Source organism: Burkholderia sp. AU4i, from assembly GCF_000466765.1.
In the GTDB taxonomy this organism is placed as follows: domain Bacteria; phylum Pseudomonadota; class Gammaproteobacteria; order Burkholderiales; family Burkholderiaceae; genus Burkholderia; species Burkholderia cepacia.
The window spans coordinates 1-22,103 of the sequence record NZ_ASSI01000198.1 but is presented as its reverse complement, the minus strand read 5'-3'; the positions used below and the strand labels follow the sequence as shown (position 1 = coordinate 22,103).

At 67.1% G+C, this 22,103-nt stretch carries 17 protein-coding genes; 8 read left to right on the top strand and 9 right to left on the bottom strand.

Annotation, left to right across the window (positions count from 1 at the left end):
- Positions 1-27: 27 nt before the first annotated feature.
- The 6 genes from L810_RS35590 to L810_RS35565 all read right to left on the bottom strand — a co-directional run bounded on the left by L810_RS35590 (position 28) and on the right by L810_RS35565 (position 8,369).
- Positions 28-2,142 (bottom strand): phosphocholine-specific phospholipase C, encoded by a 2,115-nt coding sequence (locus L810_RS35590; RefSeq protein ID WP_021163022.1) that lies wholly within the window; start codon positions 2,140-2,142, stop codon positions 28-30.
- A gap of 42 nt (positions 2,143-2,184) precedes the next feature.
- The gene (locus L810_RS35585) at positions 2,185-2,388 is read right to left on the bottom strand and encodes a hypothetical protein (RefSeq protein WP_021163021.1); all 204 of its coding nucleotides are present in this window, start codon (positions 2,386-2,388) and stop codon (positions 2,185-2,187) included.
- Between the two features lie 321 nt (positions 2,389-2,709).
- Positions 2,710-4,707, bottom strand: coding sequence for an acetyl/propionyl/methylcrotonyl-CoA carboxylase subunit alpha (locus tag L810_RS35580; protein WP_021163020.1), 1,998 nt, complete (start codon positions 4,705-4,707; stop codon positions 2,710-2,712).
- 36 nt (positions 4,708-4,743) lie between these two features.
- The gene (locus L810_RS35575; protein WP_021163019.1) at positions 4,744-5,529 is read right to left on the bottom strand and encodes an enoyl-CoA hydratase/isomerase family protein; all 786 of its coding nucleotides are present in this window, start codon (positions 5,527-5,529) and stop codon (positions 4,744-4,746) included.
- A 19-nt stretch (positions 5,530-5,548) separates the two neighbouring features.
- Positions 5,549-7,156 (bottom strand): carboxyl transferase domain-containing protein, encoded by a 1,608-nt coding sequence (locus L810_RS35570; RefSeq protein ID WP_021163018.1) that lies wholly within the window; start codon positions 7,154-7,156, stop codon positions 5,549-5,551.
- A 31-nt stretch (positions 7,157-7,187) separates the two neighbouring features.
- Entirely contained in the window at positions 7,188-8,369 is a 1,182-nt protein-coding gene (locus tag L810_RS35565; RefSeq protein WP_021163017.1) for an isovaleryl-CoA dehydrogenase, read from the bottom strand.
- Between the two features lie 170 nt (positions 8,370-8,539).
- On the opposite strand from L810_RS35565, the gene L810_RS35560 reads away from it, so the two are divergent.
- The gene (locus L810_RS35560; RefSeq protein WP_021163016.1) at positions 8,540-9,286 is read left to right on the top strand and encodes a TetR/AcrR family transcriptional regulator; all 747 of its coding nucleotides are present in this window, start codon (positions 8,540-8,542) and stop codon (positions 9,284-9,286) included.
- A gap of 53 nt (positions 9,287-9,339) precedes the next feature.
- On the opposite strand, the gene L810_RS35555 is transcribed toward L810_RS35560, so the two are convergent.
- The gene (locus L810_RS35555; protein ID WP_021163015.1) at positions 9,340-9,828 is read right to left on the bottom strand and encodes a MarR family winged helix-turn-helix transcriptional regulator; all 489 of its coding nucleotides are present in this window, start codon (positions 9,826-9,828) and stop codon (positions 9,340-9,342) included.
- Positions 9,829-10,027: 199 nt separating this feature from the next.
- Here L810_RS35555 and L810_RS35550 point away from each other — a divergent pair, with 199 nt between their 5' ends.
- The 5 genes from L810_RS35550 to L810_RS35530 all read left to right on the top strand — a co-directional run bounded on the left by L810_RS35550 (position 10,028) and on the right by L810_RS35530 (position 15,907).
- The gene (locus L810_RS35550) at positions 10,028-11,107 is read left to right on the top strand and encodes an aromatic ring-hydroxylating dioxygenase subunit alpha (protein WP_021163014.1); all 1,080 of its coding nucleotides are present in this window, start codon (positions 10,028-10,030) and stop codon (positions 11,105-11,107) included.
- Positions 11,104-12,069: a PDR/VanB family oxidoreductase gene (locus L810_RS35545; protein WP_021163013.1), complete on the top strand. Its 966-nt coding sequence runs from the start codon at positions 11,104-11,106 to the stop codon at positions 12,067-12,069. The genes L810_RS35550 and L810_RS35545 overlap by 4 nt, the downstream gene beginning before the upstream one ends.
- A gap of 64 nt (positions 12,070-12,133) precedes the next feature.
- Entirely contained in the window at positions 12,134-13,189 is a 1,056-nt protein-coding gene (locus L810_RS35540; protein ID WP_021163012.1) for an aromatic ring-hydroxylating dioxygenase subunit alpha, read from the top strand.
- Between the two features lie 154 nt (positions 13,190-13,343).
- A complete protein-coding gene (locus L810_RS35535; RefSeq protein WP_021163011.1) occupies positions 13,344-14,687 on the top strand; it encodes an MFS transporter in 1,344 nt (447 codons plus the stop codon).
- Between the two features lie 101 nt (positions 14,688-14,788).
- Complete coding sequence (locus L810_RS35530; RefSeq protein WP_021163010.1) at positions 14,789-15,907, top strand: porin; 1,119 nt, start codon at positions 14,789-14,791, stop codon at positions 15,905-15,907.
- 22 nt (positions 15,908-15,929) lie between these two features.
- Here the strand turns inward: L810_RS35530 and L810_RS35525 are convergent, their stop codons facing one another.
- On the bottom strand, positions 15,930-16,373 hold the full coding sequence (locus L810_RS35525) for a hypothetical protein (protein WP_021163009.1): 444 nt from the start codon (positions 16,371-16,373) through the stop codon (positions 15,930-15,932).
- A 395-nt stretch (positions 16,374-16,768) separates the two neighbouring features.
- Here L810_RS35525 and L810_RS35520 point away from each other — a divergent pair, with 395 nt between their 5' ends.
- Together L810_RS35520 and L810_RS35515 are read left to right on the top strand one after the other, a co-directional pair.
- Positions 16,769-18,937 (top strand): TonB-dependent siderophore receptor, encoded by a 2,169-nt coding sequence (locus L810_RS35520; RefSeq protein ID WP_021163007.1) that lies wholly within the window; start codon positions 16,769-16,771, stop codon positions 18,935-18,937.
- 495 nt (positions 18,938-19,432) lie between these two features.
- Complete coding sequence (locus L810_RS35515; RefSeq protein ID WP_042977535.1) at positions 19,433-20,635, top strand: multidrug effflux MFS transporter; 1,203 nt, start codon at positions 19,433-19,435, stop codon at positions 20,633-20,635.
- A 33-nt stretch (positions 20,636-20,668) separates the two neighbouring features.
- Here the strand turns inward: L810_RS35515 and L810_RS35510 are convergent, their stop codons facing one another.
- Positions 20,669-21,544 (bottom strand): LysR family transcriptional regulator, encoded by an 876-nt coding sequence (locus L810_RS35510; protein ID WP_021163005.1) that lies wholly within the window; start codon positions 21,542-21,544, stop codon positions 20,669-20,671.
- Positions 21,545-22,103: the final 559 nt, after the last annotated feature.

The window sequence follows — 22,103 nt, the reverse complement described above, 5'->3', positions numbered from 1 at the left end:
CGCGGAGCCGGCACGCATGGATTGCCGTCAGATCGCCGAGGTCGTCGGCGCCACGGCGGCCGGGTCGGTGATGCTGGCCTTGCCGGTTTCGACGTGCCCCGCGATGCGGCGCGTCCAGCCGGCGTTCCCGGCCACCGCGAACTGCAGGTCGTACCAGTGGCTGCTGCACGACAGATCCCAGTGCGCTTCGACGCGCTGCCCGGCCGGAACCGTCAACGTGCGCGGTGCGCCGCCGTACGCGACATCGGTCGCCGTGACCGTGAGCGTGCCGGTGCCCGCGTTGGCGATCGTCACGTACACGTCGCCGTTGGCCGTGTCGTAACACGGCGTGATTTCAGGCTTCGCGCCGGCATCCGCGGCGGCCGATCCGGCGAAGCGCCGGAAATAGCCGTTCGGCCCCCACACGCTCACCAGGTAGTTGCCGTTCGCATCGAGCGCCCACGTGTCGGTCAGCTGCTTGCCCGCTTCGACCGTGTAGCGGCGCGGCATCGCGGTGGGGTCGCCCGTATAAACCCAGAAATGCGCGCCCTGCGTGCCGGTGTTCGCGAACGTCAGCGCATAGCCTTGCGCCTGGAGCTGGCCGGTCACGTGCAATTCGTACGGCAGCGCACGCGCCGGCCGCGTGCCGGGCTCCTGTGCCGTCACGACCTGCTGCGCGGTGCTGGCCGGTGCGGTCTGCGACGACGCGCGCGAACACTGCAGGTCCGCCTGCGCGACATACGCCTGCGTGCTCGGCAGGGTCGGCAGCGTCGCATCCGATTTCGAGAAGTCGAGCGCGGACGTCAGGTCGCCGCAGATCGCGCGGCGCCACGGCGAGATGTTCGTTTCCATCACGCCGAAGCGCTTCTCGATGAATTGCAGCACCGACGTGTGATCGAAGACCTGCGAGCACACGAAGCCGCCCTTCGACCACGGCGAGACCACGAACATCGGCACGCGTGGGCCGAGGCCGTATGGCAGGTTGTCCGCCGTGTACGTACCCGTCTGCGTCGAGGTCACGACGTTGTGCCGCTCGAGCGACACGTCCACGGTGCTCATGCCGGAGCCCGGCAGCGTCGGTGCCGACGGCGGCACGACGTGATCGAAGAAGCCGTCGTTCTCGTCGTACATGACGAGCAGGACGGTCTTGCTCCACACGTCCGGATTCGACGTCAGCGCATCGAGAATCGTCGACAGGTAATACGCGCCGTAAAGCGGCGTGAACTTCGGATGCTCCGAATACGCGGCGGGCGGCAGCAGCCACGATACCTGCGGCAGCGCGTTCGCCTGCACGTCGGCCTTCAGTTGCGTGATCGGGCGCGTGCTCATTCCGCGCGTCTGCAGCGACGAACCGGCCGGCGCATTCACGAAGTTGTTGAAGCACGCGAGCATGTTCGTGCCGTAGTTGCCGGTAAAGTTGTCGAACCCGGTGCCCTGCTGGTAGACCTGCCACGAGATGCCCGCTTTCTCGAGGCGCTCCGGATAAGTCGTCCAGCTGAAGGGCGGCAACTGGATCTTGTCGAACTGGTTGTCGATGTAGTCGGTGTTGTCGAGCAGCGGGCCGCCGCCCGTGCCGAGCGGGTCGACCATGCCCGTCATCAGGTACATGCGGTTCGGGTGCGTGTTGCCCGGGATCGAGCAGAAGTAGTTGTCGCACACGGTGAACGCATCCGCGAGCGCGTAATGGAACGGGATGTCGTCGCGGACGTGGTAGCCCATCGTCATGTTGGACTTCTGCACCGCCCACTGGTCGGCACGGCCGTTGTCGATCGCGCCGTGCGTCGTCGCCCACGTATGCGGCAGGCCGCCGATGCACTGCGCGTTGACGCCCGGGTTGGTCGTGTCGTAGCGGAACGGCGCGATCACGCTCGTCTTGTCCTCCTGCCGCGGCTGGAACCACACCGGCTTGCCGTTCGGCAGCGTGACCGGGAAGCGGTCGTTGTAGCCGCGCACGCCGCTCAGGTGACCGAGGTAGTGGTCGAACGAGCGGTTTTCCTGCATGAACACGACGATGTGCTGCACATCCTGGATCGTGCCCGTCACGGTATTCGGCTCGATCGCCAGCGCCTTGCGGATCGATTCGGGAAGCAGTGCGGTGGCGGCGGTCGCGCCGGCGAGGCCGGCGGAGAACTTCAGAAAATCGCGTCGCGAATGGGTGGCCATGCTGGTTGCTCTTGATTGGATTTCTGGTGGAAACGGCCGGGATCAGGAAGCGGGCGAGGAAGCAGGCGCGGTGAAACCGGGCGGGCAGTGCATCTGCGCGGTGGCGACCACGCCGCCGCCGCATGCGGCCTTCTGCTGCGCCACAGGTGCGGCGGGTGCGGTCAGGTCGTCGTTGCAGGCACCGAGGAGTGCGGTCAGCGCGATCAGGCCAACGACCGCGAAAGGCCGTAGGGCCGACTTTCGCATAACGTCTCTCCGTGGATGTGATGACTTGACACAGGCGCGGGTGCGCACCGGTCGTGTCGACGGCGAGATGCTAATTATCACGTGTTACACGACGGTGTCGTGCAAGGAGGCGCGCCGCGTGCACGCAAGGGGCGCACCTGTCGCGGCGGAGAGGATTACGAGAGGTTGACGTAATGCAATCGAAAGATTCGCATTGCTGCGTTTTTGCCGAAGCGATCGAAGCGAACCTGGCGCGGTGTCGGTCGAGCAACGCACCACGACGCCTGTCTTACGGGCCGGCAGCCGCGGCAGCCGGCCCGCATATCGCGAAACCGGCGCCGCTCAGCCTTCCGCCATCATCAGCAACTGCGCGCCATCCGAAACCTGGTCGCCGACGCCGTACAGCACTTCCGCGACGACGCCCGCGCTCGGCGCGCCGATCGTGTGCTCCATCTTCATCGCTTCCATCACGATGAGCGGCGTGCCCGCCTCGACCTTCTGGCCCGGCTCGACCAGCACCGCGATCACCTTGCCGGGCATCGGCGCGGTCAGGCGGCCGCCGCCCTGCTCCGCATCGCCCGCATGCGCGAGCAGGTTGCGCCATTCGAACGTCTCGGCCGCACCTTGCGAGAACACGTGGAAGGTGTCGCCGTCCGCATACACGCGGCCGCTGCTGCGCACGCCGCCGAGCGTCGCGTCGAAATCGAGCGGCGTGGCGCCACGCGTCCACGTGAACGGTTGCGCGGCCGCGCCGCCGGTCGCGAGGCGCGCGACAGCGCCGTCGTCCTCGTACGTGACCGTCACGTCCGCTTCGCGCTCGGCCGCATGCCAGTCGAGCGTGCGGCGATAGCCGCCGTTCAGCCGCCAGTCCGGCAGCGCGCCCCACGGCGACGAACCCTGCGCGGCCGCGCCGCGTTCGCGCGCGAGCAGCGCCGCGCATGCGAGCGCGAGCATCGCGCGCGGCGGCTCTTGCGGCGCGAACAGCGCATCGTGATTGCGCTCGATCAGGCCCGTGTCGAGATCGGCCGTCGCGAACGGCTCGCACGCGACGATCCGCTGCAGGAACGCGGCATTCGTGTGCAGGCCGACCACTTCGCATGCACGCAGCGCGCGCAGCATCAGGCCCAGTGCTTCCGCGCGGTCCGCGCCGTGGACGATCAGCTTCGCGATCATCGGATCGTAGAACGGCGTGATCGCATCGCCTTCGCGCACGCCGCTGTCGACGCGCACCGATGCGCCGATCGCGAACTCGACGCCTGCCGGCAGCCGCAGGTGCTTCAGCGTGCCCGTGGACGGCAGGAAACCGCGCGCCGGGTTCTCCGCATAAAGGCGCGCCTCGAGCGCGTGACCCTGCACGCGCAGTTCGTCCTGCTGCAGCGGCAGCGGCTCGCCGGATGCGACACGCAGTTGCCATTCGACGAGATCGAGCCCGGTGACCATCTCGGTGACCGGATGCTCGACCTGCAGGCGCGTGTTCATTTCCATGAAGTAGAACGCGTCGCCCGTCATGATGAATTCGACGGTGCCCGCGCCGACATAACCGACCGCGCGCGCGGCCGCGACGGCCGCTTCGCCCATCGCCTCGCGCACGTCGTCGTGCAGGCCCGGCGCCGGCGCTTCCTCGAGCACCTTCTGGTGACGGCGCTGCACCGAGCAGTCGCGGTCGAACAGGTACACGGTATTGCCGTGCGTGTCGCCGAACACCTGCACCTCGACGTGACGCGGGCGCGTCAGGTATTTCTCGATCAGCACGCGGTCGTTGCCGAAGCTGCTCGCGGCTTCGCGCTGGCACGACGCGAGCGCCGCGGGGAAATCGTCGGAGCGCTCGACCACGCGCATCCCCTTGCCGCCGCCGCCCGCGCTCGCCTTCAACAGCACCGGGTAGCCGATCGCGTCGGCTTCGCGATGCAGGTTGGCCGCGTCCTGGTCGTCGCCGTGATAACCGGGCACGAGCGGCACGGCGGCCGCGTGCATCAGCGCCTTCGCGGCGGCCTTCGAGCCCATCGCCGCGATCGCGTCGACCGGCGGCCCGATGAAGACGATGCCGGCCGCTTCGCACGCATGCGCAAAATCTTCGTTCTCCGACAGGAATCCGTAGCCGGGATGGATCGCCTGCGCGCCGGTTGCGCGCGCGGCTTCGATGATGCGCTCGATGCGCAGATAGCTGTCCGCGGCGGCCGAGCCGCCGATGTGCACGGCTTCGTCGCACGCGGCCACGTGTTTCGCGTTCGCGTCCGCGTCGGAATAGACGGCGACGCTCGCGATCCCGAGACGTTTGCACGTCGCGGCGACGCGGCACGCGATTTCGCCGCGGTTGGCGATCAGAATCTTGTCGAACATGGCTTCGGTGTCGTCCGGAAAGTTAGGGGCACGCCGTCATTCACGCCACGAAGGCGTGCGTTTCTCGAGAAAGGACGCGATCCCTTCGCGCGCTTCCGCGCCAGCCCGGGTTCGCGCGATCCAGTCGGCGGTCTGCTCGATCAGCGTCGCGTCGAGCGCGCGGCCGGCCACGTCGGCGACGAGCCGCTTGCATGCGCGCACCGCGTCGGGGCCGTTCGCGACGAGCGTCGCGGCCAGCTTCGCGACGGTTTCGTCGAGCGCATCGGCCGGCACCGCTTCGTGAATGAAGCCGAGCGACGCCGCGCGCGTGCTGTCGAACACCTCGGCCGTCGTGAAATAACGGCGCGCCGCGCGCTCGCCCATCGCGCGCACCACGTACGGCGCGATCGTCGCGGGGATCAGCCCGAGCCGCGCTTCCGACAGGCAGAACTTCACGCCGTCGGCGGCAATCGCGATGTCGGCCGCGGCCACCAGGCCCACGCCGCCCGCGTAGGCATCGCCATGCACGCGGGCGATCACCGGCTTGCCGCAGCGATGGATCGCCTCGAGCATGCGCGCGAGCTTGCGCGCATCGGCGCGGTTCTCGTCGTCCGAGTAACCGGCCATCTTCTTCATCCAGTTCAGGTCCGCGCCCGCGCAGAACGCCGCGCCTTCCGCGGCGAGCACGATCGCGCGCACGCCTTCATGCGCGTCGAGCCATTCGAACGCGGTGGTCAGCTCGGCGATCGTCGTCTCGTTGAACGCGTTGCGCACGTCGGGGCGCGCGAGCGTGACGGTCGCCACGCGGCCGGCTTCGCTTACCTTGATCGTTTCGTATCGCATCGGTCAGCCCTCCCGGCCGTTACATGCGGAACACGCCGAAGCGCGTGTCTTCGATCGGCGCGTTCATCGATGCGGCAAGGCCGAGCCCGAGCACGTCGCGCGTCTGCGCCGGGTCGATCACGCCGTCGTCCCACAGCCGCGCGCTCGCGTAATACGGATGGCCCTGGCGCTCGTACTGGTCGCGGATCGGCTGCTTGAACGCGTCCTCTTCCTCGGCGGACCACGAACCGCCCTTCGCCTCGATGCCGTCGCGGCGCACCGTCGCGAGCACCGACGCGGCCTGCTCGCCGCCCATCACCGAGATCCGCGCGTTCGGCCACATCCACAGGAAGCGCGGGCCGAACGCACGGCCGCACATCCCGTAGTTGCCGGCGCCGAACGAGCCGCCGATGATCACCGTGAACTTCGGCACCTTCGCATTCGACACGGCCGTCACCATCTTCGCGCCGTGCCGCGCGATGCCTTCGTTCTCGTACTTGCGGCCGACCATGAAGCCCGTGATGTTCTGCAGGAACACGAGCGGGATCTTGCGCTGGCAGCACAGCTCGATGAAATGCGCGCCCTTCACGGCCGATTCGGAGAACAGGATGCCGTTGTTCGCGACGATCCCGACCGGGTGGCCCCAGATGTGCGCGAAACCGGTAACGAGCGTCGTGCCGTAGCGCGCCTTGAATTCGTCGAACTCCGAATCGTCGACGATGCGCGCGATCACCTCGCGCACGTCGAACGGCTTGCGCGTATCGACCGGAATCACGCCGTACAGGCTCTTCGCGTCGTAGCGCGGCGGCTTCGGCTCGCGCAGCGCGACCGGCGGCGCGATCTTCGGCGCGAGGTGACTGACGATGTTGCGCGCGATCGACAGCGCATGCGCGTCGTTCTGCGCGAGATGGTCGGCCACGCCCGACAGGCGCGTATGCACGTCGCCGCCGCCGAGATCCTCGGCGCTCACTTCCTCGCCGGTCGCGGCCTTCACGAGCGGCGGGCCGCCCAGGAAAATCGTGCCCTGCTCCTTCACGATGATCGACTCGTCGCTCATCGCCGGCACGTACGCGCCGCCCGCCGTGCACGAGCCCATCACGACGGCGATCTGCGCGATCCCCGCGGCCGACATCGTCGCCTGGTTGAAGAAGATGCGGCCGAAGTGGTCGCGATCGGGAAACACGTCGTCCTGGTTCGGCAGGTTCGCGCCGCCCGAATCGACGAGGTACACGCACGGCAGCCGGTTTTCCGCGGCGATCTCCTGCGCGCGCACGTGCTTCTTCACGGTGACCGGGTAATAGGTGCCGCCCTTGACCGTCGCGTCGTTGCACACGATCACGCATTCGCGGCCGGCGATCCGGCCGATCCCGGTGATGACGCCCGCGCCCGGTGCGTCGTCGTTGTACATGCCGTTCGCCGCGAGCTGCGAGAACTCGAGGAACGGCGCGCCCGGATCGAGCAGTTGCGCGATGCGGTCGCGCGGCAGCAGCTTGCCGCGCGCCAGGTGCTTGTCGCGCGCGGCCTGGCCGCCGCCCTGCGCGAGCTGTTCGATCTTCGCGCGCAAGTCGGCGACGACCGCCTCGAGCGCGGCGGCATTCGCACGGAAGTCTTCCGAGCGCGGGTTCAGTTTCGATTCGATGATCGGCATCGACGGGGCTCCGTTCGCGTGACGTGGGGCGTTACATCGTTTCCGCGAACAGCTCGCGGCCGATCAGCATCCGGCGGATCTCGCTCGTGCCGGCGCCGATCTCGTACAGCTTCGCATCGCGCCACAGGCGGCCGACCGGGTATTCGTTGATGTAGCCGTTGCCGCCGAGGATCTGGATCGCCTCGCCGGCCATCCACGTCGCCTTCTCGGCCGTATAGAGGATCACGCCCGCGCAGTCCTTGCGCACCTGGCGGATGTGGTCGCTGCCGGCCGAATCGAGGTGGCGGCCGACCGCGTACAGATACGCGCGGCATGCCTGGAACGTGGTGTACATGTCGGCGACCTTGCCCTGGATCAGCTGGAATTCGCCGATCGCCTGGCCGAACTGCTTGCGGTCGTGGATGTACGGCACGACCGCGTCGAGACACGCGGCCATGATGCCCGTCGGGCCGCCCGACAGCACGGCGCGCTCGTAATCGAGGCCGCTCATCAGCACCTTCACGCCGCCGTTGAGCTGGCCGAGGATGTTTTCCTCCGGCACTTCGACGTCCTGGAACACCAGCTCGCCCGTGTGCGAGCCGCGCATGCCGAGCTTGTCGAGCTTCTGCGCGACCGAGAAGCCCTTCATCCCCTTCTCGACGATGAACGCGGTGATGCCGCGCGGGCCGGCTTCGAGGTCGGTCTTCGCGTAGACCACCAGCGTGTCGCAATCGGGCCCGTTGGTGATCCACATCTTCGTGCCGTTCAGCACGTAGCGATCGCCACGCTTGTCCGCGCGCAGCTTCATGCTGACGACGTCCGAGCCGGCATTCGGCTCGCTCATCGCGAGTGCGCCGATGTGTTCGCCCGACACGAGCTTCGGCAGGTATTTCTGCTTTTGAGCCTCGGTGCCGTTGCGGTGGATCTGGTTCACGCACAGGTTCGAGTGCGCGCCGTACGACAGGCCGATCGACGCCGAGGCGCGCGAGATCTCCTCCATCGCGACCATGTGCGCGGTATAGCCCATGTTCGCGCCGCCGTATTCCTCGGCCACCGTCATGCCCAGCACGCCGAGATCGCCGAACTTCTTCCACAGATCCATCGGAAACTGGTCGGTGCGGTCGACCTCCGCCGCGCGCGGCGTGATTTCCTTCGCCGCGAACGTCGCGACGGCGTCGCGCAGCATCTCGATGTCTTCACCGAGCATGAATTGCACACCGGGCAGGTTGATCATGTCTCCTCCGTCTCCAGAAAGTGTGTGGCACCCACCGATTTCTGAGTTTCGCTCAAATCGAATGAATGCACCGATTCATTGACCAATACAGCGTAAATTTTGCACAGTTTCGCGCCTCGTCGGGTTCGGCGTCAATAGTTTTTTGAGTGACACTCAGATATCATGCCGAGATGACAGCCGCTACCGCCGACACCATGACCGCCACCGTCAAAGCCGACCGCGCCGACACGTCGCGCGCGCCCGCCGGGCGCAAATCCCAGCAACGCGTGCAGGACATCCTGCGCGCCGGTCGGGAAGTGTTCGCCGAAAAGGGTTACGAGCATGCGACGGCCGCCGAGATCGCGCAGCGCGTCGGCGTATCGGAGGCGACGGTGTTCAGCTACTTCCGCGGCAAGCGCGAGCTGTGCGCGCGCGTCATCGCGGATTGGTACGACGAAAACATCGCCGCATTCGAGCAGGGGATGCCGCAGGAAGCGTCGGTGCGGCAGCAGTTCGCGTTCATCGTGCGCACCCACCTGCGGCTGATGCTGGTGAACGGCACGGGCCTGTGCGCGCTGGTGCTGTCGGAAGGCCGCGCGAAGCAGCATGCGCTGAGCGACGAGCTCACCGCGCTGCAGCGCCGCTACACCGCGCCGCTGATGGACGTGCTCGCGCGCGGCCAGGCGGCCGGGCAAGTGCGTACCGACCTGCCGCTGAGCCTGCTGCGCTCGATGGTGTTCGGGCCGATCGAGCACGTGCTGTGGGATGCGATCCTCGGGCACCGCAAGCTCGACACGGAAACGACGGCCACGCAGCTCGTCGACATGCTGTGGGCCGCCGTGCAGCCGCCGGCGCCGGAGCAGGCGGCGCTCGTGCGGTTCAGGAATGAAGTGGCGGAAGCCGTGCGGCGGCTGGAAGGGGAAGCGTCACGCCCGTGACGCAGGGGTGCGGCCCGACGCACGTCGCATCGTGCGCCGCGCGTAACCGACCGCTAGGAATCCTCGCCGACACGCAGCGGCGCGCGGCTCTGCTCGTTGTTCAAATGGACGAACTTGCGCAACAGGCGTACGAGTTCCTGCGAATCTTCCTCGCCCATCCCGTCGAACAGGCCGGCACGCAGCTCCTGCACTGACGGAATCAGGCGCGTGAGCAGTTCGACGCCCGTCGGTGTCAGCAGCAGGCGCCGCTGACGCCGCGGCAGCACTTCGCGAACGATCAATCCTTTCGCTTCGAGCCGGACCGCGAGGTCGGCCGTCGTCGACGTGTCGAGCGCCACCCGCTGCGCCAGCGTCACCTGATCGAGCCCCGGACACTCGTAGAGCATCCGCAGGACGGCGTACTGCACCGGCGTCACGTCCCGGCCCAGCTTCTCGTAGAACATCGCGACGGCAATCTGGTGCGCGCGCCGGATCAGGTGCCCGGGCTCGTCGTACAGGTCGAGCGGGAAAGCCGGCGCGTCGGCGGGATTCGTTTTTTCCATGAATGAGTCGATGACATAGGCGGCGCGCGCCGGTTGCGCGCGCCGACGGCATGGCGCTGCCTCGCGCCATTTCCCGGGAAAACCAGTATACCGCTCGCCTTGCCCCGGCTTATCTCAATGCGTACACTGAATCTCATTCAGTACACGGAATGAAGAGCTGCCGCATATCAGCGGCACCGCCCCGAAGGAGACGACGAACGTGTTTCTCAAGAACGCTTGGTATGTGGCGTGCACGCCCGATGAAATCGACGGCAAGCCGCTGGGCCGCAAGATCTGCAACGAGTCGATGGTGTTTTACCGCGCGGCGGACGGACGGGTCGCCGCGCTCGAGGACTTCTGCCCGCACCGCGGCGCGCCGCTGTCGCTGGGATTCGTGCGCGACGGTGTGCTCGTGTGCGGTTATCACGGGCTGGAAATGGGCTGCGACGGCAAGGCGTCCGGCATGCCGGGCCAGCGCGTCGGCGGCTTCCCGCCGATTCGCAGCTTCCCGGTGATCGAGCGCTACGGATTCGTCTGGGTCTGGCCGGGCAATGCGTCGGAAGCCGATCCCGCCAAGCTGCCCGCGCTGGCCTGGGCCGAAGACCCGGCCTGGGCGCACGGCGGCGGCCTCTATCACATCCGTTGCGATTACCGGCTGATGATCGACAACCTGATGGACCTCACGCACGAAACCTACGTGCATGCGTCGAGCATCGGCCAGAAGGAAATCGACGAAGCGCCGCCGAAGACGATCAGCCGCGGCGACGAAGTCGTCACGAGCCGCTTCATGGAGAACGTGATGCCGCCGCCGTTCTGGCGGATGGCGCTGCGCGGCAACGGGCTCGCCGACGACGTGCCGGTCGACCGCTGGCAGATCTGCCGCTTCACGCCGCCGAGCCACGTGATGATCGAAGTGGGCGTCGCCCATGCGGGCCACGGCGGCTACGACGCGCCGGCCGAGTTGAAAGCGTCGTCGATCGTGGTCGACTTCATCACGCCCGAGACGGACACCTCGATCTGGTATTTCTGGGGCATGGCGCGCAACTTCCGGCCCGAAGATCACGCGCTGACCGCCGAGATCCGCGAAGGCCAGGGCAAGATCTTCGCCGAGGATCTCGAGATGCTCGAACGCCAGCAGCTCAACCTCGAGCAGTGGCCGGACCGCAAGCTGCTCAAACTCAACATCGACGCCGGCGGCGTGCTGTCGCGCAAGGTGATCGACCGGCTGCTCGCCGAAGAAAACGCGGCGAGCCCGCAGCGGCCAGTGATTCCGGTCGCGCAGGTCAAGGAGGCGTCATGAGCGCCGCGACATTGACGGTCCGGGTGGCCCGCAAGTGGCAGGAAGCGCGCGACATCTGCGGTTTCGAATTCGTCAGCGACGACGGTTCGCCGCTGCCGGGCTTTGAAGCCGGCGCCCACATCGACGTGCATTTGCCGGGCGGGCTCGTGCGCCAGTACTCGCTGTGCAATCACCCGGAACACGCCGATCGCTATCAGATCGCCGTGCTGCGCGATGCCGACGGCCGCGGCGGGTCGCGCGCGATCCACGACGAAGTCCGGCAAGGCGATACCGTGCGGATCGGCGTGCCGCGCAACCAGTTTCCCCTCGCCCCCGACGCTCCGCACCACCTGCTGCTCGCGGGCGGGATCGGCGTCACGCCGATCCTCAGCATGGCGGAACGACTGTTCTCGTCCGGCATGCCGTTCGACATGCACTACTGCGCGCGCTCGACCGATCGCATGGCGTTCGTCGAGCGGATCAACGCGGCCGGGTTTCACGATCGCACCCGCCTCCACGTCGACGACGGCGATCCCGGGCAACGCTTCGACCTCGCCGCCGTGCTCGCCGCCGCGCCCGCAGGCACGCACCTGTATGTATGCGGCCCGCGCGGCTTCATGGACGCCGTGCTGAATGCCGCGCGCGAGCGCAACTGGGCCAAAGCGCGGCTGCACTACGAGTTCTTCGGCGGCGCGGTTGCGTCGTCCGGCGCGGACCGTGCGTTCCAGGTTCGGATCGCAAGCAGCGGCATGGTGATCGACGTGCCGGCCGAATGCACGGTCATCGCGGCGCTGGCGGCGAACGGCGTCGACGTGCTGACGTCGTGCGAACAAGGCGTATGCGGCACCTGCGCGACACGTGTGCTCGAAGGCGAGCCCGATCATCGCGACGCGTATCTGACCGACGACGAAAAGGCAGCCGGCGATCAGTTCATGCCGTGCTGCTCGCGATCGCGAAGCGACCTGCTGGTCCTCGATCTGTAGATCCGCAAAGCTGTAGACGGACCGCCCGACTCGCGGCGGCCAATCACAATACTGGAGACGATCAATGGAGCAACATGCCCCGGCACCGGTCAGTACTACTCAGTTCCCGGCCGACCGATGGTGGGTCGCCGCGCTGTCATCCGAACTGACGGACAAACCCGTCGCCCGCACGCTCCTCGGCCGCCCGGTCGTCCTGTTCCGGTTGCCGTCCGGGGAAGTCGGCGCGCTGGAGGATCGCTGCTGCCACAAGTCGCTGCCGTTGTCGTGCGGCTCGCTCGAATCGCGCGGCCTGCGCTGCGGCTATCACGGCCTGCTGTTCGACCGCAGCGGCACGTGCGTGGAGATTCCCGGCCAGGACCGGATTCCGGCGAAGGCGTGCGTGTCGTCGTATCCGGTACGGGAACAGGACGCCATCGTGTGGATCTGGATCGGCGCCGACGCGCACGCTCGACCGACGAGCGCGCCGCCACGCTATGCGTTCCATGCCGATCCGCAATACCGGTTCGGCGGCGGCCACTACCATTACGACGCACCGTATCAACTGATTCACGACAACCTGATGGACCTGAGCCACCTCGGTTATGTCCATCTGAAAACTATCGGCGGCAACGCGGCGCTGCACATGGGTGCGGAAACCCGCGTCAGCAGCGACGGCGATACCGTGACGCTGGTTCGCCGGATGCCGGATTCCGACCCGCCGCCAACCTATACCGCTGCGTGGCCGTTCGCAGGCCGCGTCGATCGCTGGCAGGAAATCGAATTCCACGTGTCGCACATCCGGATCTGGACCGGCGCGATGGACGCCGGCACCGGCGACCTGCACGATCCGGCACGCGGCGGCTTTCACATGCGCGGCTTCCACGGCATCACGCCCGAGACGGAAACGACGACGCACTACTTCTGGACCGTCGCGACCAATCCGCAACACGACATCGAGCGCGTCGCGCAAACGGTCATCGAGCAATCCGCGGCGACGTTCGACGAGGACAAGACCGTGATCGAAGCGCAATACCGGAACCAGCTGCGGTTTCCGGGCGGCCGCCAGATCGACATTCACGTCGACGCGGGCCCCAATCGCGCGCGGCGCGTGATCGAGCGGCTGCTGCTCGAACCCGCTTGAGCATCGCGCCGCCCCGCCGACAACCCCCGCCGGTCGCGACGGGCGCTCCGCGGGGTGTCCCATCGGCCCGTTCAGTCGCTTTCTCCCCATTCGCCATCACCGGTCTCGATTTCATCCCATTTAATTAGTCATACTATTTACAAGGGTCTTTGACGTGAGCGCAAACATCCGCAATACGATCGACGAATCCCCGATGAGCACGTTCCAGACGATGGCGGTCACCGCCTGCGTCGTGCTGAACATGCTCGACGGCTTCGACGTGCTGGCCATCGCGTTCGCCGCGCCGCACCTGGCGGCCGAGTGGAAACTGAGCGGCAAGGAAATCGGCCTGCTGCTGAGCGCCGGGCTCGCCGGCATGGGCATCGGATCGGTGCTGATCGCGCCGCTCGCCGACCGCGTCGGCCGCCGCCGCATCATCCTGCTCTGCCTCGCGGTGATCTCGACCGGGATGCTCGCCTGCGCGGCCACGCACAGCACGATTCAACTCGCCGTCGCGCGTGCGTACACGGGGCTCGGCATCGGCGGCATGCTGGCGAGCCTGACCGTCATCAGCGGCGAATACGCATCGAGCAAATGGCGCAGCGCCGCGATCGGCATGCAGTCGACCGGCTACGCGATCGGCGCGACCGGCGGCGGCGTCATCGCCGGCTACCTGCTGTCGACGTGGGGATGGCGCAGCGTGTTCGCGTTCGGCGGCATCCTGACCTTGCTGGCGATCCCGATGGTGCTCGCATTGCTGCCGGAATCGCTCGACTTCCTGCTGGCAAGGCGTCCGGACAACGCGCTGCAGAAAATCAACCGCATCCTCGCGAGAATGAAGCGTGCGCCGATCGACATGCTGCCGGCGGCGACTGCCGCCATCGACTCGGCGAACGCCGCGTCGAGCTGGACGGCCGTGCTGCGCGCGCCGCTGACGCGCCGCACGATCGCACTGTGGATCGCATTCTTTCTCGTGATGGGCAGCTTCTACTTCGTCGTGAGCTGGACACCGAAGCTGCTGGTTCAGGCCGGGTTGTCGGCATCGCAGGGGGTCACCGGTGGCGTGCTGCTCAATCTCGGCGGCATTGCGGGCGCGTCGCTCTTCAGCCTGCTATCGACGCGGTTCGGCCTCCGTAACCTGCTCGGCGCGACGCTGCTGCTCGGCGGCGCGCTGATGGTCGTGTTCGGCGCAAACACCGGCTCGCTCGGGATCGGGATGACGGTCGCGGTATTCCTCGGCGCCGTGATCAATGCGTGCGTGGCCGGCATGTATGCGCTGTCGCCGACACCGTATCCCGCCGAAATCCGCACGACCGGCATCGGCCTCGCGGTCGGCGTCGGCCGCCTCGGCGCGATCCTGTCGCCGATGACGGTCGGTGCGCTGCTGGACGACGGCTGGTCCGTGTCCCATCTGTATCTCGCGTTCCTCGTGCCGATGATCGGCGCGGCGATCGCCGTCGCCGTGGTGGGTACGCGTGCCGCGGCACCGCACAGGCAACGCGACCCGGCGATGTCGTAACGCGCGACGCACGCAGCCTTGCCGATACCCGTCGGCATCCCGGATCGGCTCGGGTCATAAAAATATCGATAAGCATATCTACATACTGTTTGGAGACAGCCATGAAAACGAAACTGGGCGCCGCACTCGCGACGGCGACGGCGACGGCGATGGCACTGACGCTGGCGCTGGCCGCACCGGCCTGCGCACAAAGCAGCGTGACGCTGTACGGGATCATCGATACCGGCGTGTCCTACTACAACAACGCCGCACATGGCGGATCGTTCACGGGTATGCCGACACTGACCGGCGAAGTGCCGTCACGCTGGGGGCTGAGGGGCACGGAGGATCTCGGCGGCGGCTACCAGGCGTTCTTCGTGCTCGAGAACGGCTTCCAGCCCGGCACGGGCGCACTGAACTACGGCGGGCGCCTGTTCGGGCGACAGGCGAACGTGGGCGTAAACAGTCCGTTCGGCGCGCTGACCCTCGGCCGCCAGATGAACATGTCGATGATCGTGCTGACCAATGCGGACGTGATCGGCCCGTCGATTCACTCGATGGCGGATTTCGATTCCTATCTGCCGAACGCGCGCAGCGACAATGCGATCGGTTACAAGGGCACGTTCCACGGTGTGACGCTCGGCGCCACCTACAGCTTCGGCCGCGACGCGGCCGGGCCGGCCGGGCCGTCGGCGACGGGCTGTGCCGGACAGGTGCCCGGCGACTTCGTCGCTTGCCGCCAATACACGGCGATGCTCGCGTACGACGCGAGCAATTTCGGGCTGGCCGCGTCGCACGACGTGATGCGCGGCGGCGGCGGTGCGCTCGCGCCGCTGAACAATCCGGCCTACACCGACACGCGCGACATCGTCGCCGGCTACGTGAAGATCGGCCCCGCGAAACTGGGCGCCGGCTGGATTCGCCGCAACCTCGCGGCAGCCGAACACCTGCAGGCCGATATCGTGTTCGCCGGCGGCACGTACTACGCGACGCCCTACCTCGCGCTCGACCTTCAGGGCGTCCGCTACCTGCAACGCCGGGAAAACAGCGAAGGCGGTACGAACGCGACGCTGCTCGTCGGCCGCGCGAACTATTTCCTGTCGAAGCGGACGACCGTCTATACGTCGGTGGGCTACATGTTCAACAGCACGCTGGCCGCGAACGCGGTCGCCGCGGGCGGGACGGTCGGCACCGGGATGAACCAGCTCGGCGTGATGGCCGGCATCCAGCAGAAGTTCTGAACGCCGGACGCCCGTGCGCCGGTCAGTTGGCGAGACGGCAGTGGGCCAGCTTCAGGCCCGGCAACACGGGCGCATCGATATAGCCTTCGTTCACACAGCTGAAGCGGAAAGCCGCCGACGTGACGAACGGCTTGATTTCGCCGCCGGGGAATTTCGGCTTCAGCGCATCCTGGTCGGCCACGTCGAAATGCGTATCGAACTGCTCGCCGTCGGCCGTCAGCGCGCCGAAGTAAGTGCCGCCCGGATCGCTGCCCATCCGGATCACGGCGCCGACGAACGTGAGGCGCTTGCCGTCGTACTTCGCCTTCGCGGCGGCCACGTCCTGCGTGTAGGCCTCGATCACGGCGCCGTAGTGCGCGTCGATCGCGTCGGCATCGGAAGCCGCGCAAGCAGCCTGGTGAATGCCTGCCAGCAGCGCGCAGGCCGCAAGCGCGGCCGCCGCGAACGGCGCGGAAATCTTCTTCATGGGTGATCTCCCGTCTAGCGTGGTGGTTGAAGTGATTGAAGCCCGGCGCAGTGCCGGATGAATTCATTCCGTTGCTTTAATCGTTCGAATGGCGGATGACGGCTGCGATCACTTCATCGCCCGCGTGGTCGTGCGCGGTGCGTGGCGTCGCGCGGAACGCGACGTGACAGGAAGATGACATGGTGCGGCCCCCGGTTCTCTCGTTGAATTTCACTGCGTCTGATTTTGGCCGCTACGGTAGCAGACGGCCGCCAGCCCGGCAACCGACACCCGGGCGCGGCATTCACGTCATTACAATTGCAAATGATTCTCATTACATATATCATGCACGCCTGGCCGTAACGAAACGCCGCGGCCCGCGACACGATCCTTAGCACTCCCTCCTGTATCGATTCATGCCATCCCGTCGAACGCCCCGCCGCGTCCGGACCCCGCGTCCGTGGCGCTCGAGCCTGCCTGCCCTGATTACCCTTTGCGTCGCAAGCGGCGCGCATGCGGCCAACGCGGAAGCCGGTGCAACCGCATCGGCCCCCGCGACGCCGGCCGGGAAAGAACTCCCCGCCATCAACGTCAACGCATCGTCGACCGTCGACCCGACCATCGGCTACCAGCCGCGCACCAGCAGCATCGCGGGCGGCAGCGACCGTCCGTTGAAGGAGATTCCGCAATCGGTCGCGGTGGTCAGCAGCAGCGTGATGCAGGACCAGCAGGCGCGTTCGCTCGACGACGTGCTCGGCAACATCAGCGGCGTGACCCAAACCAACACGCTCGGCGGCACGCGCGACGCGTTCATCAAGCGTGGCTTCGGATCGAACAACGACGGCTCGGTGCTGGTCGACGGCGTGCGCACGCCGGTGCTGCACAGCTATCTCGCGACGATCGACCGCGTCGAGGTGCTGAAGGGCCCGGCTTCGCTGCTGTACGGGATGCAGGATCCGGGCGGCGTGATCAACCTCGTCACGCGCAAGCCGGAAGGCACGTTCGGCGGCTCGATCTCCGCATCGCGCACGAGCCACGGCGGCAGCAACGCGCAGTTCGATCTCACGGGCCCGCTCGGCAAACCTGGCCAGGTCGCGGGCGGCACGCTCGCGTTCCGGCTGACCGGCGAATACGACACGAGCCGCTACTGGCGCAGCTTCGGCCGCGAACGCAACGCGCTGATCGCACCCGCGCTGTCGTGGCACGACGCAAACACGTCGATCGACGTCAGCTATCAGTACGTCGACTACACGATGCCGTTCGATCGCGGCACCGTGCTCGTGAACGGCCAGCTCGACGATGCGTTGCGCTATCGCCGCTACGAGGAAGCATGGTCGCAAAGCAGCGGCATCCAGGAAACGCTGCGGACGCGCATCGAGCACCGCTTCTCCGACGCATGGCGCGTGCGCGCGACCTACGGCTGGGGCCGCGACCGCTACGACCAAACCATCACCCGCGGCAACTCGTTCAACAGCAAGACGGGCGCAATGACACGCTCGTCCGACGCAAACCTCGGCCGCAACGACTCCGACCAGATCGCGACGCTCGGCCTGCTCGGCAACGTGACGCTCGCCGGGATGAACCACGCGATCTACATCGGCGGCGAATACGAACGGCAGCGCAGCTTCCGCGGCGACACGATCCGCGGCAAGGCCACGACGGGCTTCAATCTCTACGATCCCGTGTACGGCCTGCTCGCGGCAGGCGGCACGCCCAACGCGAAGCAAAGCGATTCGCGCTCGGTCGTGCATGCGTATTCGACGATCGTGCAGGACTCGGTGAAGATCACCGACCGCCTCACCGCGGTAGGCGGGCTGCGCTGGGAAAACTGGCAGCAGGAATCGGGGATGGGGCGGCCGTTCGTGTTCGCCGACCGCTCGCGCGGCAGCGTCTGGCTGCCGCAGTTCGGGCTCGCGTACGCGCTCACGCCGGCGCTGACCGCCTACGCGAACGTGAGCCGGTCGTTCAAGCCGAACGTCGCATCGAACGTCGCCGCGCCGCTCGCGCCGGAATACGGCCGCGTGCTCGAGGCCGGGCTGAAGTTCAGCCTGAAACCCGCGATCACCGGCACGCTCGCGGTCTACCAGATCGACAAGCGCAACGTGGCGGTCACGGTCGGCGACATCACGTCGACGATCGGCACCGCGCGCTCGCGCGGGATCGAGCTCGACGTCGCCGGGCAGATCACGCGCCACCTGAGCGTGATCGGCAGCTATGCGTATACGAACGCAACCGATCGCGACAGCAACACCCCGCTCACGAACGTCGCGCGCCACACGGGCAGCCTGTTTGCCGTGTACGATACGGCCATCGCGAATCTACCCGGCCGCTGGCGCTTCGGCGGCGGCGCGCGTCTCGTCGGCGCACGCTCCGGCGACACGGCGAACAGCTTCACGCTGCCCGGCTATGTGACCGTCGATGCATTCGCAGCCTACGAAACGACGATCGGCAAGTTCCCAACACGCTTCCAGCTCAACGTGAAGAACCTGCTCGACAAGACCTACTACCCGTCGAGCAACAACAACCTGATCGTCGCGGTCGGCGAGCCGCGGCTCGTCACGCTGACGACGACGGTGTCGTTCTGATGGCCTGACGTTCCGATCGCCCGATGCGTGCATGGGCCGGCCCAAACGCGGCAGCCCATGCACCACGGCCGTAGTCGCAGCCGCTCGCGACGCGTAGCGGCTCGCCCCTTGCCCCGGTGAAGCATCCTTGCCGCTTCGCAAGCGGTCACCGCGAATCCGCGCGCGCTGTGCCGGACAACCACCGACGACGCGGCGACGGAACATCGTCCGATCCGCCGGCGAAGCAGGATCGACAGCGAATCACCCCGTTGCTTGCCGCCCACACCAGCGCCGGATTCCGCTTGACTGCCGTCCCGCGCGGCACCCGACGCCGCCATTCACACGCCTCCCCGGCACTCGCTTCACCGCCCGCAAAAATGCATCCGAGCGATGCATTTCCGCCCGCTCCCGAACCGCATCGCGCGCCGTATGATCGCCCCGGCTTTTCCCCACGGCGGCCCGATGCGCGTCTACGTCTCCATTCGCGCTCGCGCTCCGCTCCAACCACCTGCGAACATGTCCAACCTCTCACTCATCCTCGTCGTCTCCATGCTCAGCGCCTTCGGCCTGATCGCGTCCGACGTCTACCTGCCCGCGATGCCGTCGATGGCCCACGAGTTTTCGATCGGCGCATGGCAGATGCCGCAAACGGTATCGGCTTACCTGATCGCGCTCGCCTGCGCGCAGCTGGCCTACGGCCCCCTCTCCGATCGATGGGGACGCAAACCCGTGCTGACGGCCGGCATCGTCCTGTACATCCTCGGCTCGATCGGCTGCGCAAGCGCCGGCGGCTTCGCGAGCTTTCTCGGATGGCGCGTGCTCGAAGCGCTCGGCGCGGCGTCCGGCCTTGTCATCGGTCGCGCGATCATCGCCGACACCTGCGACAAGAACGCATCCGCGAAGATCTACAGCATCGTGTATCCGCTCGTGTCGCTGTCTCCGGCAATCGCCCCCGCAATCGGCGGATATCTGGCTGCGGCGTTCGGGTGGCGAAGCGATTTCATTTTCGTCGCCGCATTCGGCGTCGTCGCACTCGCGCTCGTTCAGTTGCTCCTGAAGGAAACCCGGCCGCCCGTCGCGCCGGGCCAACATCGCGCCGCACCGCTGGCCGGCTTCACCGGCGTACTCGCGGACCGGGCCTTCATCCGCTACACGCTCGTTGTGTGTGCGATCTATTGCGCGTGGTTCGTCTACCTGACGCAGTCGCCGTTCATCTTCTCCGGCCTCGGTCTTTCGGAACGGCAAAGCGGCTGGCTCTATCTGCCGCTGACCGCCGGCATCGTTTCCGCCAACCTGGTTGCGCGCCGCATGCTCGACCGGATGTCCTACGACTCGATCGTCGTGGCCGGCGTGGGCTGCTTCGTTGCCGGCGGCATGGCGTTCGCCCTGTGCGAATCGTGGCATGTCAAAGGGGTCGTCGCGATCGTGATGCCGATGGTGCTCGTCAGCCTGTCGAATGGATCGTCGCTGTCGCTCGCGGTCTCGGGCGCCATCGCGAGCGAACACGGGCGCGCGGCGACGGCGTCGGGGCTGGTCGGCTTCTTCCAGATCGGCAGTGCGTCGCTCGCCGCCACCGTGTCCGGCGGCCTGCTCGGCACCGGAAGCCACGTGCTGGCGGCGACCATCCCGTTCTTCGCGATCGTCGCGGCCATCGCGATCGTGCCGCGCTGGTGTGCCGCGCGGCGCACGCTCTCGATGCGCGACACGCTCCCCCGTTGAGCCCGTGGCCCTGCACGGGCGATGCTCCGGCCGCTATCGATAACGGTCGAACGTAGCCGCGATCTCTGCGGTGACCGCCCGAACGCGCGCCGTCCGGTTCAGGTCGGTATGCGATACGAGCCAGACCTGATACGGCGCGGCTCGCGTCCGGTCGGGCCAGATTCGCACGAGCGAATCGTCGTCTTGCGCCATATACGCGGGGAGTTCGCCGATGCCGATACCCGACCGGATCGACGCCGCCAGCATCAGGCTCGAACTCACCTGCGCCACGATGCGCCCGCGCTCCATCGACTCGCCGCACAGCGCGCTCCCCTGGTTCGACGTCGTGCCGGGCTGGTAGACGACCAGGTCATGCCCTTCGAACGCGGCTCCGATCGCGGGCTCGCCATGCGCATCCAGATACTCGCGGCTCGCGAACAGCCCGACCTCCCATTCGGCGAGCTTCCGGCGCACGAGGTCGGGATTTTCCGGCATCACGGTGCGAATCGCGAGATCCGCATCGCGTCGCGTCAGGTTGAGCACCTGCACGGACGTCGTCAGGATCACGTGTATCGCCGGACATTTCCGGCGCAGCTCCCGTATCGCGGGAACGATGAAATCCATCGCGAGAGAATCGGTCGTCGTCACCCGGACCTCGCCTTCGAGGCGATCGTCCGAGCCCTGGACGCGGCGCTCGAATTCGCACGCCGCCTGCTCCATTGCTTCCGCGGCCTGCAGCGAATGCTCGCCGACCGGCGTCACGACATAACCGGACGATGTCTTGAGAAACAGCTTCGCACCGAGCGCCTTCTCGAGTGCGGTCAACCGTCGCCCCACGGTGGCCTGGTCGACATCGAGAACGGCCGCGGCCTCGCGCAGCGTTCCGGTGCGATGAACGGCCAGAAAAACGCGGGCATCGTCCCAATTCATGAGTAACGTTCTCTCTCTCGGTCAGGCATGTGTGAATTCGCAGGAGGCGATTATACAAGTCGATCCAGCGCAGCCCGTTCCGGATAATCAGCTATCCGTATCAACAGGACGATCGATTCGCCGATCAAAACCGGAACCGGAACCGTCAGCAGGAAACCCCTGAACGACGGGCTCGCCGACCGAAGCCGGGTGCAATGACCGAACCGATGGTCGTTTCACCGATCGCCCCAACCCCGGTCGCCCAATCATCAGCCTCCCGAATATCTCCCATCCGATACCGCGATTTTCCGTACCGGACGCGCGCCGCTAGACTGGCTACGCATTCGCGACGCCGCAGCGCCGTACCGCCGTACCGCCGTACCGCAACGCGGCATGCCCCCCACAAAAACGATTCCGGGAGATACCCATGTCCGACCGGCACGCGCGCCGAGGCGCGCTCAAGACACTCGGCCTCGCGGCCGGCACCGCGCTGCTCGCCACCGCGCGCCCCGCTCGCGCCGCCGCGCCCGAAACCGGCGCCGACGAGCGCATTGATCGTCTGCTCGCGGTTCGCGTCGGG